The following is a 12,483-nucleotide window of genomic DNA, read 5'->3' on the forward strand; positions in this document are numbered from 1 at the left end:
CCATTTTTTATAATAACTGTCCTGATTTTGGACAGTAAACTCTAATACTTCCTTTATTTTCATCAAAAAGGCTTTGGCATGATTCTTGCTTACTATAAAAATACAAATTTATAAAAGTGGAGGTCAGGCGAGATGAAATTGAGCGAAGCGAAAGCGATTGTTACAGGGGGAGCATCGGGGTTAGGGGAAGCGACTGTAAGAAGGATTGTGGAGCAAGGGGGAAAGGCGGCCATTCTTGATTTGTCCGTGGAACGAGGTGAAGCTCTCGTACAACAACTTGGTGAGCAGGTTGTTTTTGTGAGAACAGATGTAACGAATGAAGAAGAAGTAACACATGCTATTAAGATGGCATTAGAGTCACTCGGATCAATCAATACTGTGGTAAATTGTGCTGGAATTGGGGTTGCTGGGAAGCTGCTTTCAAGAAAAGGTGTCCATTCCCTGGATATGTTTTCAAAGGTAATCTCCATCAACTTGATTGGAACCTTTAATGTGATCAGGCTTGCATCAGAGCAGATGTCTAAAAATGACCCAAATGAACTCGGGGAGAGGGGGGTTATCATCAATACCGCATCCGTTGCGGCTTTTGATGGACAGATTGGGCAGGCGGCATACAGTGCTTCAAAAGGAGGTGTTGTCGGCATGACTCTTCCAATCGCACGTGAGCTGGCTGCATTCGGCATCAGGGTAATGACAATAGCTCCCGGGCTATTCCACACACCGATGTTCGATTCTCTTCCCGCTGAAGCTAGGGATTCATTAGGAAAAATGGTGCCATTCCCGCAAAGGCTTGGTTATCCAGAGGAATATGCCCAGCTTGCTGAAAGTATTATTACCAATGTGATGCTTAATGGAGAAACAATTCGTCTTGACGGAGCCATAAGAATGCAACCGAAATAATTATGGGCAAGCCCTTTCTCACGAGGAGGAAAGGGCTTTTTTTATGGTAAAAATTTCGCGTTGTTGAAATTCAATAAAACGAATATGATGTTTTTGCAATATAATATTTTTAGAGAGAGCAGGGGACAACTAGAGTGACGACTAAATTTATTAAACTTTTTTTACTTTTTTTCCTGGCAGCGGCGGTTTCCTTCCCGCAATTCGCGTCTGCAATGGTGGAGGTCACATCCTTCAGCCAGTCTGCAGGAACTGTTGCGTTTCAGGGGAACAGTGTACCAGGTTACGTTACTTTTGAGCTTAAAACCAGTGAGCCGACACGCGGCCATATCCTAGCGGTAGGCAATGGTGTCCAGACTCAAATCAACCTTTCCAGTACTGATTTTAAAACAGTTCATAAAGTAGATTGGGTGCCATGGGATGACACGAAGAAGGCTCCATTGCCTCCGGGAGAATACCAATTAAAGGCATATCTTTCTGATCAAGGCTACAACCAGATGCAAGGTTATCCGCTTGGTAAACTGACAGTAGTGGCGGAGACTAATCCAAAGCCATTGATTGACCAGGTTACAATTAATCCATCCGTTTTTTCTCCAAAATACGGAGGATCAGAATCTATGGAAATTCCTTTCAATTTGAATCGTCCCGCAGAAGTGCAGCTAAGCATCTGGCAGAACGGCGCTGAAGTTTTTGCAGGCATCAAAATGAAACTAATGCCCGGCAGCCATTCCGTGAGCTGGAATGGAACGGATAAATCTGGCCGGGTTGTAGCAGATGGAACGTATGATGTGAACTTCAATTATATTGAGACAGCTTATAATTACCCTGCCACGAGACAGTCAGCACAAAAAGTTGGGACGGTTACCATCAAGGATGCCGACTACAATATTCCGCTGTGGAGAATGAAACATGTGGTTACGGATGCTGCCTTCACCTCTGAGGTTATAAGCCCGGACGGTGACGGTGTTAACGACACGGTAAATGGCCAAATTACATTGGCAGAGCCGGCAAAAGTATCCGTTTATATTGCGAATGCTGCAGGTGCGCATATGAATAATGTCGTTACGGCACAAACATTCCAGCCTGGAACATATACTTTTACATGGGATGGAACAGACTTTAATGGCGGAAAAGCCGTTAACGGAAGTTATTTCATTAGAGTGATGGTAATTGAAGGTGCGAACACCGGCTATATCTCTTTTACAGATTCAGTAAGGTTTGAAGGCGGCTATGAGCTCAAGCCGCTCCAGCCTGAGAAACGAGTAAGGGTGATATCCGACACCGCGAAACTTTCAGTATATCCAATGGGGCAAGGCTATACAGCTATAAAAGGTGATACCTTCCCACTGATTTCAGAAACAATTGAAAATGGCCGTTACGAGGTCTTGGTCAAAGAAGGTGTGTCTGGAACCATCAATGTAAGTGACGTGGAGCTTGTAACCGAACCAGCACAACCAACAGCTCCTAACACAATGGATTACACTGTTGCAAGCGGCGACACACTTTGGAAAATCGCAGCTAAATTCAGCACGACCATTTCTGAAATCGTCACACTGAACCATCTTGATCCAAATAAATATTTATATATCGGTCAAAAACTAAAGGTGCCTGCTCCAAGTGCACCTGAACCGGCAACACAGCCAGTAATTCACTCGGTTCAAACAGGAGACACACTCTGGAAAATTGCCCAGAAATACGGCACTACAATTGATGCAATCGTAAAAGCGAATGATCTCGACCCAGCCAAATACTTGTATATCGGACAAAAGCTTACCATTCCATCTTCCCCTGCAATTCCGGAACCGCCGGCTGCCCAGCCTGTCATCCATACAGTAGTTAGCGGGGACACACTATGGAAAATCAGTTCGAAATATGGCACAAGCATCGATGCCATCGTGAAAGCAAATAATCTGGATCCGGCTAAATACCTGTATATAGGCCAGAAACTTACCATTCCACAATAAAACCGTAACCTGCTCCTTTTCTGGGGCAGGTTTTTTTAGCAGGCCAAAAGTGTACCTTTCCACTGCAGTATTATATAATTAATGTTATAATATTCAGAAATCTTTAACTGGAGGGGGGAAGTGAATGTTAGAATTCAGGGATATTGTCACTCCTGTTGATTGTTTAATTAATGAGGAAACACCCTTGCACAGTGCCTTGGAGATCTTTAAGGAAAAGAAGTGGAATCTCCTGCCGGTTGCTGATGCAGAAAGTAAACTGCGTGGTGTTTTTACCCGCAGTGGATTGTATCAAATGTTACTGGATGGCAATCCCCTCGATGCGCCAATCCGTCCATACATAAAGAGGGAAGCCAGGTCGATCAGGATAGACACCCCTTATAGTGAGATCGAACAGATTGTTAAAACGAGCGAAGTTGGTACAGGGGTAGTGCTCGATAAACAGTATAAGGTTATCGGTTTACTGACCAAAACCGATATGGTAGTCGCTTTGTTAAAGTCAGCGACTACTCTCAAAGACCAGCTGGAAACCATCCTGAAACATTCCCAAATCGGGGTGCTGATGACTGACGGCAGGAACCGTGTGGTCTTTGCAAATGATGCTTTTGCTAAAATCAGTGGCCGTAATGTTGGTTCCATTTTGGATAGGGAGCTAGAGGAAGTCATTCCTGGAGTTTGGAAGGATGAAAAGGAACCCCACCATTATAAAAAATTCAAATCCATCCTTCATGTTTCTTCATATGAAACAGTAACCCATGAAGAAGGGAAGATCCTGTTATTCCAGGACCTTTCCGGAATTGAAAAAATGGCAGAGGAACTCGAGACAGTCAAAAAGCTGAAGCTGACAATCGAAACGACGCTCGAGAACGCATATGACGGAATCCTGATGACGAATGAAAAGAATTTCATTACAATGGTCAGCCCCCCTTTACTGGAGTTGTTCGGCCTTAAAAAATCAGAAGTATTGAATAAGGCCGTAGATCAGGTCCTTCCGCAGCTTTTGCTAGGCAATGTGTTCAAGACGGAAACGGCTGAAGTCAGTGATTTTAACGAAACGAACGGAATTCGTTATCTTGTCCACCGGATTCCGATTAAAAAGGACGGGTTGGTGATCGGGGCAATTGGCAAGGTGATGTTCCGCCAGCTGAATGAGGTCAGCGAGCTGTTCAAAAGAATGCAAAAGGCAGAGAACAAGGCAAGCCTGTTTCACCAGCAGCACTTAGAATCAGAATCAGCCAGATTCACCTGGGACCATATTTTCAGTGAAGATCCTTATATGGATAAATTGAAGAAAAGCGCCGCTAAAGCAGCAAAGGGCAGATCCACCGTACTGATCACAGGCGAAAGCGGAACGGGGAAAGAATTGTTCGCGCACGCCATCCATAACAGCAGTACACGCAGAGACGGGAAATTTGTTGTCGTCAATTGTGCGGCGATTCCGGAAGACCTGCTCGAATCGGAGTTTTTCGGTTATGAAGAAGGGGCCTTTACAGGAGCAAAGCAGCGAGGTAAAATCGGGAAGTTTGACCTTGCGAATGGGGGTACGCTTTTCCTTGATGAAATCGGCGATATGTCCCTCTCTCTTCAGGCAAAATTACTGAGAGTGCTGCAGGAGCGGGAATTTTATCGTGTCGGCGGAAATATTCGCATAAAGGTCGATGTAAGGATCATAGCAGCCACAAACCGTAACCTTGAGAACATGGTCAAGCAGGGAGAATTCCGGGAAGACCTCTACTACCGCCTGAATGTCATCTCGTTAAATATTCCCCCGCTCAGGGAACGCATGCATGATGTTCAACATCTTATAGCAAGCCTGATGAAAGAACTGAATTTTATGCTGGGAACGAGCATTACAGGTATATCGGAACAAGCAAAGGAGGCGCTGCTGCGCTATGGATGGCCGGGCAATGTCCGGGAATTGAGGAATGTTCTTGAACGCTCCATGACGTTTGCGGAGCATGGGAAAATTCAGGCAGAGGACCTGCCAGACTATCTAAAATCCCAACTGTCCAGCCACATGAGCGGAAAAACCAGCCTTGCCAGGGACGCCGAGCTTGGCGCAATAAAAAAGGCCCTTAGCCACACAAACGGAAACAAAGCAAGAGCAGCAAATCTGCTGGGCATCAGCCGCTCAGGTCTTTATGAAAAAATTAAGAAATACGAGCTGGGGGTTTAAGAGGCTGAATTAATATCTTTCTTTTCAGATAAAACGCCCGAAATGTCTATGGCTTATTTCCGGTTGCATCGAAGTGTCCAAACCATTGTCCAATTTACGGACACTTTGTGTGCAGCCCCATCTTTTAGCTTGCGTGTATTAATCTGCATTCATCGTTTTCGGAAAATTGGCATAATTATTGCATATAGATTGATGGATGGGTTTGTAAGTTTAAATAAGAAGAATCCGGAAGAACGGCAATACCAAGTAATGATGGGTGGCTCTTCGTACCAAAGCAGGGGAAAGTTGTAGACAAACAAGGGCATAAGATTTTGCGATAAAAATTGGCAAATAAAGTCCCGAAAAGGATTTTTAATGAGAGGGTATTGCCAGGGTACATTCTTGAATATCCGCTTCGGGAGAAACTGAACAGAGTGAAGCAGGAAACAGAATGATAGAAGGGGGACAAGATCAATGAAACACCCTTATTTAACGGATGACCATGAGATTTTCCGCAGGTCACTGAGGAAGTTTTTAGAGAAAGAAGCTTATCCATATTACGAACAATGGGAAGAGGAGAGGATGATCCCGCGCACCTTCTGGACAAAAATGGGCGAGCAGGGCTATCTTTGCCCGGATATTGATGAAAAGTATGGAGGCAGCGAGGTTGACTGGGGATTTGCCGTCGTCATCAATGAAGAGTTAGAACGAGTGGGATCGGGACTTGTCGGAGTTGGATTGCATAATGATATCGTTGTTCCCTATATAACTGCCTATGGGACAGAGGACCAGAAGAAACGCTGGCTGCCAAAATGTACGACCGGCGAGATCATCACAGCCATCGCGATGACAGAGCCTGGAACAGGTTCGGATTTAGCTAATATCCAGACGACTGCAATACTTGATGGGGACCACTACCTCCTGAACGGGCAAAAAACGTTCATTACAAATGGCATCCAGTCCGACTTGGTTGTTGTTGCATGTAAAACCGACCCGAAGGCCAATCCTAAGCATAAAGGGGTCAGTCTTCTCGTTGTTGAACGGGATACACCGGGTTTTTCGCGGGGAAGAAAGCTGAATAAGGTAGGTCTGCACTGCCAGGATACGGCAGAACTCATTTTCGAAGACTGCCGGGTACCAAAGGGAAATCTGTTGGGAGAAGAGGGAAAGGGCTTCCTATACTTAATGGAAAAGCTTCAGCAAGAGCGGCTGCTTGTGGCGATTGCCGCTCAAACAGCAGCAGAAGTGATGTTAAAGCAGACCATCGATTATGTAAAAAGCCGTGAAGCTTTCGGCAAACCAGTAAGCAAATTTCAGAATACCCAGTTCAAGATTGTTGAAATGGCCACAGAAATTGAAATGGGCCGTGCCTTTCTCGACCAGCTTATAGCCGAGCATATAGAAGGCAAGGAAGTAGTCACAAAGGTATCGATGGCAAAGTGGAAGCTGACGGACAGCGCACGGAAAATTGCGGGGGAATGCATGCAGCTCCATGGCGGTTATGGGTACATGGAAGAGTACGAGATTGCCAGAAGATTCCGTGATATCCCGGTTGCCAGCATCTATGCCGGAACGAATGAAATCATGAAGACAATCATTGCCAAAAATCTAGGATTATAGAGATGACAGTTGAGGGTCCAATAAACAGAAAGGATGATCATGATGAGAGAAGTTGTAATCGTGGAAGGTGTAAGGACACCTGTCGGCAGGAGGAAAGGATTGTTAAAGAATATCAGGCCCGATGAGTTGGCTGCTCAGGTTCTGAAAGAGTTGGTGAACCGGGCTGGAATTGATGCGAGTCTTATAGAGGATGTCATCCTTGGCTGTGTGACACAGTCAGGTGAACAGGCGGGCGATATTGCTAGAGTTGCGGCTTTGACTGCTGGGTTCCCGATTGAAGTTCCGGGGACAACGATCGATCGCCAGTGCGGCTCCAGCCAGCAGGCTGTCCATTTTGCTGCCCAGGCGATTTTGGCAGGTGATATGGACGTTGTCATTGCTGGAGGCGTAGAAAACATGACTCGAGTACCAATGGGTTCAAATTACCAGGACGCCAAACCCTTCAGCCCAAAATTGCGTGAACAATACGAGATGATCCACCAGGGACTTTCCGCAGAGCGGATTGCGGAGAAATACAGTTTCACCCGCCGAGAACTTGATGAGTTTTCTGCTGAGAGCCACCGCCGAGCACTGAAGGCACAGGCTGAGGGTTATTTTAAAAAAGAAATCATGCCGCTGGAGGTTACCCTTGAGAGTGGCGAAACAACTTTGATGACAGAGGATTCAGGTCCAAGGGAAGGGACAACACCAGAAGTTCTTGCGGGTTTAAAAACGGTGTTTAAAGAAGACGGCGTCATTCATGCCGGAAACGCCAGCCAGATCAGTGACGGAGCAGGAGCACTGTTGTTGATGAGCCGTGAAAAAGCAGAACAGCTGGGCTTGAAACCGCGCTTCAAGGTCCATACAAGAGTTGTCGTTGGATCAGACCCGTCACTGATGCTGACAGGCCCGATTCCAGCGACAGAAAAAGTCCTCAAAAAAGCCGGATTGAAGCTTGAAGATATCGATGTATTCGAGGTAAATGAAGCATTCGCTTCGGTACCAATGGCCTGGCTGAAAGAAACAGGGGCAGATTCTTCAAAGCTGAATCCGAATGGAGGGGCAATTGCGCTCGGACATCCTCTAGGAGCAAGCGGCGCACGCCTGATGATCTCGATGATGCATGAGTTAGAGCGGACCGGCGGCCGATTTGGCCTGCAGACCATGTGTGAAGGACATGGCATGGCGAATGCAACCATCATTGAACGCTTGGATTGACAGCGATATTAGCGTGCAAAAAAACCAAGGTGTTGAAAGAAGCAATCAACAGCAGTTTATTGAAGATATAAGAATTCGAATGTAACTATAGGTAACCATTTCATTGAAAAACTATAAGAATGACAACCTGGTACTCTCATATACAGTTACACAGTAAAGCTAGAATAGGCATTTTAATAGGAGGAATGTAAATGAGTACAACGATCGGCAAGATTTTTGACCTGACCGTAATGAAGTCCCCGAACAAGGAAGCTCTCTATGATGTCCGCAAAAATGTCCGCTTTACGTACAGTGAATGGAATGACGAGGTGAACAGGCTCGCCAATGCCCTTCTTGCGGAAGGAGTGAAGAAGGGGGATCGTGTTTCTACATTCACCTTCAACACTGAGGAACTGGGAACAGCATTTTTTGCCTGTGCGAAGATTGGAGCTGTCTTCAATCCTATCAATTTCAGACTGTTAGGGGAGGAAGTAGCATTTATCCTCAGTGATGCTGCACCAAAGGTTGTCCTTTTTGAAAGGGCGGTGGAACCAGTGATTGCTTCGATTGAAAACAGGTTCCCGCATATCTCCTTCTGGTACATTGACGAGGATACGCCTGGTTATGCCCAGAGCTATCATGAAAAGGTAAGAGCGGCAGGTACGAAACCTGTAAAAGTCGCTGTGAATGAAAATGACCTATATGCAATTATGTACACAAGCGGCACGACCGGCAGGCCAAAGGGTGTTATGCATAAACATCGCAACATGGTCGAGCAAAGCCTGATTGTCATCGGTTCCACCAGGCTGGGTGCAACTGATAAAGGACTGGTAACTGCCCCGATGTTCCATTGTGCCGAGTTGCACTGTGCTTTCCTCCCGAGGATTCATGTCGGAGGAAGCAATGTCATCCTCCATCAATTTGCGCCAAAGAAAGTGCTTGAGCTGATTGATTCTGAAAAAATAACCAAGTTCTTTGCTGCTCCAACCATGTGGAATATGCTTTTGCAGGAGAATCTGGCAGACTATAATCTCGAGAGCCTTAAGCTTGGGCTGTATGGAGCTGCCCCGATGGCGCCTTCATTAGTACACGCCTGCCATGACAAGCTGGGTATCAAGCTTGTTCAGGCATATGGAATGACGGAAATGGGTCCGGCCATCACCTTCCTTTCTGAGGACGATCAGCTCACTAAAGCTGGTGCTGCCGGCCAGGCTTGCCTTAATCATGAAATCAGGATTGTCCGGCCGAATGAGGATGGCCCGTCAGACCCGGAAGAAGTCCTTCCGCCTGGACAGAGCGGTGAAATCATCGTTCAGGGACCATGCATGATGTCCGGCTACTTTAACCGTGAAGAAGCGACGGAAAAAGCGATGTACAAGGGGTGGTACCATTCAGGCGATATCGGCTACCTTGATGAAGAGGGTTACCTTTGGGTGAAGGACAGGGTGGATGACATGATCATCAGCGGCGGGGAAAATATTTATCCGCGTGAGGTCGAGGATGTACTCCATGCCCATAAAGGTGTCCTTGATGTGGCGATTGTCGGTCAGCCGGATGACCGCTGGGGTGAGTCCGTAACAGCCTTTGTCGTGAAAAAAGATCCACAGGTGAAGGAAGAAGACCTGGATGAATGGTGCAAAAACAGTGACAGCCTGGCAAATTACAAACGGCCTCGAAAGTACCTATTCGTCGATGCGCTGCCGCGCAATGCAAGCGGAAAAATCCAGAAATTCATGCTGCGAAAGCAAATGGAGGAATTGTTTTCAAAAGGACAGCCGACCTAACCTAATGGAAAGGATTAATCTATCATGTTAAACGGTATTAAGATTGTCGATTTCACCAATTATATCCCTGGTCCTTTCGCTACACTAAGACTAAAAGAACTTGGGGCAGAGGTCGTCAAAATCGAAGCACCCGATGGGGACCCTGCCAGGAACACTGGCGAAGGTTATGTATTCAATGCCCATAACCGCGGTAAAAAGAGCATTGTGATCGATTTGAAGCATCAGGAAGGAAAAATGCTAGCCCTTGATTTGATTGCGGGTGCGGATGTGGTTGTTGAAAGCTTCAGGCCTGGCGTGATGGAAAAACTCGGGCTTGGTTATGAGGCCGTGAAAAAGGTCAATCCTGGAATCGTGTATTGCTCAGTGACTGGTTATGGATCAGATGGAGAAATGAGCAGACTTGGAAGCCATGACCTTAATTACATGGGCTTGAGCGGGGCTCTGGCCCAGATGAAGGACAATACAGGAAGACCGGTACATCCAACCCATACTTTTTCTGATTATATAGGCGGAATGGCTGCAAGTGAACGAATTCTTGCAGCACTGGTTGCCAGGGGAAAAACCGGCACGGGAAGCTGCCATTGCATCTCAATAGCCGACAGTATGGCTTCCTTAATGGCGAACCATGTGCTGATAGAAAAGGAAACTGGCTATCAGCATGGCGTTTCTGAACTTAACGGAACTGTCATTGGCTATGGGATTTACGAAACCAAGGATCGCCGCTATGTCAGCCTTGGGGCGCTTGAACCGAAATTCTGGCGCAATTTTTGCCGGGCTGTCGGACGGGAGGATTGGATATCAGCGCATTATTCCGAAGCGGAAGAATCGAATCCCGTTTACACAGATCTGGTTAAGCTGTTCAAAAGCAAACCGCTGCCAGAGTGGACAGAATTCGGTATGAAGGTCGACTGCTGCCTGACTCCTGTCCTGGAGTCAGGAGAACTGTCAGAGTTTCCTTATTGGAGACAAAAAGGCTTCATCCTGCCTGAAGGCCAGATTAAAATGCATGTTGATTTCCCGTCCCAAGAGGGAACGTCCCCTCCTGGAAAAGGAGAACATACAGAAGAAATTTTAAAAGAATGGCTTGGTGCAGAGAGCAGCAAATAAATTTTATTTAATATTTTTCCACAGAGCGGAAGGGGAAATGTCTGTTATGATGAATGTTCCATTGACAGTAGGATCGCTATTGGAAAGAGCAGAGAAGTTTTTTCCGAAAAAGCAGGTAATATCACGGACTCTATCAGGTATTCACCGTTTTACTTACAAGGAGATTGGCGAGCGGACCCGAAAATTGGCCAGTGCGCTTGAAAGGCTTGGTGTTGAAAAAGGCGACCGGGTCGGAACTTTTGCCTGGAACCACCATCGCCATCTGGAGGCTTATTTCGCCGCACCTGGAATGGGGGCTGTACTCCATACAATCAACATCCGACTATCTCCCGAACATGTCTCTTATATTATCAATCATGCAGAGGACAAGGTTTTGCTTGTCGATGAGGACCTGGTGCCGCTGATTGAGCGGAGCAAAGACCAGTTCAAAACAGTAGAGGCATATATCATCATGACAGACAAGAACGAACTGCCTGAAACAACCCTGGAACCCGTCTATTCATATGAAGAACTGCTGCGGAACGCCAGCCCGGATTTTGAGTTCGTGAAGGACCTGGACGAGAACGAACCAGCAGGGATGTGCTATACATCGGCAACAACCGGCAATCCAAAGGGAGTAGTTTATTCACACAGAGGAATCGTTCTCCATAGCTTCGCGTTTGGATTGGCAGACACCGCCGCCTTATCGGAAACGGATGTCGTCCTGCCTGTTGTCCCGATGTTCCATGCCAATGCCTGGGGTCTGCCATTCGCCGCGACTTGGTTCGGCTCAACGCAGGTTCTGCCGGGACCGCTGTTCACTCCCAAGCTGCTGGCTGATCTGATTGAACAGGAGAAGGTCACCTTTACTGCAGGAGTGCCAACAATCTGGCTTGGCCTGCTGAATGAACTTGAAAAAGGAAGTTATGATACTACTTCATTAAGATCGATCGTCTGTGGTGGTTCTGCTGCACCACGCGGCATGATTAAAGCATTTGAAACAAAGTATAAAATTCCGTTCCTCCACGCTTATGGAATGACCGAAACCACTCCACTCGCGACAGTTTCCCGTCTCAAGAGCTACCAGGTTGGACTGGAGGAAGATGAAATCCTCGACATCCGTTCGAAGCAGGGGCTTCTGGTTCCAGGTCTTGAGATGAAAGTGATTGGCGGTAATGGTGAAGTAAAATGGGATGGCGAGGAAATGGGAGAGCTATTGCTGCGGGGACCGTGGATTGCGGATGAATATTACAAGGATGAACGGTCTGCCGATGCATTCCGTGATGGCTGGCTTTACACCGGAGATGTTGCTACGGTAGACGAAGAAGGAGTCATTAAGCTTGTTGACAGGACAAAGGATTTAATCAAGAGCGGCGGGGAATGGATTTCATCCGTTGATCTCGAAAACGCCTTCATGGCACACGATGCTGTATTCGAGGCAAGTGTCGTTGCTGTGCCCCATGAGCAATGGCAGGAGCGTCCGATTGCGTGTGTCGTCCTGAAAGAGCAATATAAAGATAAAATCGGCAAGCAAGAGCTGATCGACTTTATTGCCCCGCAGTTCGCCAAATGGTGGCTGCCGGATGATGTTGTATTTATGGAAGAAATTCCGAAAACCTCAGTAGGAAAATTCCTGAAACGGGCATTAAGGGATCAATTGAAAGACCATCTGGTGCAGAATTAACTATCCCTAAATTTCTATGCCCCGATTACACTCTTTTTATTAATATTCGCTTTGGAAGACTCTCAACCTTGGTTGGGGTCTTTTTTTTATTGATGAACTGGTAAAAAACGTTCAGAATTT

Annotated in this window: 8 protein-coding genes; all 8 read left to right on the top strand. The window is 46.6% G+C overall.

Annotation, left to right across the window (positions count from 1 at the left end):
• Positions 1 to 132: 132 nt before the first annotated feature.
• The 8 genes from B5X77_RS05055 to B5X77_RS05090 all read left to right on the top strand — a co-directional run bounded on the left by B5X77_RS05055 (position 133) and on the right by B5X77_RS05090 (position 12,363).
• A complete protein-coding gene (locus B5X77_RS05055) occupies positions 133 to 900 on the top strand; it encodes a 3-hydroxyacyl-CoA dehydrogenase (protein ID WP_079505702.1) in 768 nt (255 codons plus the stop codon).
• 134 nt (positions 901 to 1,034) lie between these two features.
• Complete coding sequence (locus tag B5X77_RS05060; RefSeq protein WP_079505704.1) at positions 1,035 to 2,861, top strand: LysM peptidoglycan-binding domain-containing protein; 1,827 nt, start codon at positions 1,035 to 1,037, stop codon at positions 2,859 to 2,861.
• A 124-nt stretch (positions 2,862 to 2,985) separates the two neighbouring features.
• Positions 2,986 to 5,034, top strand: coding sequence for a sigma-54-dependent Fis family transcriptional regulator (locus tag B5X77_RS05065; protein ID WP_079505706.1), 2,049 nt, complete (start codon positions 2,986 to 2,988; stop codon positions 5,032 to 5,034).
• A gap of 453 nt (positions 5,035 to 5,487) precedes the next feature.
• Positions 5,488 to 6,633 (top strand): acyl-CoA dehydrogenase family protein, encoded by a 1,146-nt coding sequence (locus tag B5X77_RS05070; RefSeq protein WP_079505708.1) that lies wholly within the window; start codon positions 5,488 to 5,490, stop codon positions 6,631 to 6,633.
• Between the two features lie 42 nt (positions 6,634 to 6,675).
• Complete coding sequence (locus tag B5X77_RS05075) at positions 6,676 to 7,830, top strand: thiolase family protein (RefSeq protein ID WP_079505710.1); 1,155 nt, start codon at positions 6,676 to 6,678, stop codon at positions 7,828 to 7,830.
• A gap of 191 nt (positions 7,831 to 8,021) precedes the next feature.
• Positions 8,022 to 9,593, top strand: coding sequence for a fatty acid--CoA ligase (locus tag B5X77_RS05080; RefSeq protein WP_079505712.1), 1,572 nt, complete (start codon positions 8,022 to 8,024; stop codon positions 9,591 to 9,593).
• A gap of 24 nt (positions 9,594 to 9,617) precedes the next feature.
• Positions 9,618 to 10,700 carry a CaiB/BaiF CoA transferase family protein gene (locus B5X77_RS05085; RefSeq protein WP_079505714.1) on the top strand — a complete coding sequence of 361 codons (1,083 nt, stop codon included), beginning with the start codon at positions 9,618 to 9,620 and terminating at the stop codon, positions 10,698 to 10,700.
• Between the two features lie 46 nt (positions 10,701 to 10,746).
• On the top strand, positions 10,747 to 12,363 hold the full coding sequence (locus B5X77_RS05090) for a long-chain fatty acid--CoA ligase (RefSeq protein ID WP_079505919.1): 1,617 nt from the start codon (positions 10,747 to 10,749) through the stop codon (positions 12,361 to 12,363).
• Positions 12,364 to 12,483 lie beyond the last annotated feature (120 nt).

It is taken from the genome of Mesobacillus jeotgali, assembly GCF_900166585.1.
Lineage (GTDB): Bacteria > Bacillota > Bacilli > Bacillales > Cytobacillaceae > Mesobacillus > Mesobacillus jeotgali_A.

Coding starts and splice junctions, on each gene's coding strand:
- B5X77_RS05070 (WP_079505708.1), top strand. CDS start 5,488: ATGAAACACCCTTATTTAACGGATGACCATGAGATTTTCCGCAGGTCA.
- B5X77_RS05085 (WP_079505714.1), top strand. CDS start 9,618: ATGTTAAACGGTATTAAGATTGTCGATTTCACCAATTATATCCCTGGT.
- B5X77_RS05090 (WP_079505919.1), top strand. CDS start 10,747: ATGATGAATGTTCCATTGACAGTAGGATCGCTATTGGAAAGAGCAGAG.
- B5X77_RS05080 (WP_079505712.1), top strand. CDS start 8,022: ATGAGTACAACGATCGGCAAGATTTTTGACCTGACCGTAATGAAGTCC.
- B5X77_RS05055 (WP_079505702.1), top strand. CDS start 133: ATGAAATTGAGCGAAGCGAAAGCGATTGTTACAGGGGGAGCATCGGGG.
- B5X77_RS05075 (WP_079505710.1), top strand. CDS start 6,676: ATGAGAGAAGTTGTAATCGTGGAAGGTGTAAGGACACCTGTCGGCAGG.
- B5X77_RS05065 (WP_079505706.1), top strand. CDS start 2,986: ATGTTAGAATTCAGGGATATTGTCACTCCTGTTGATTGTTTAATTAAT.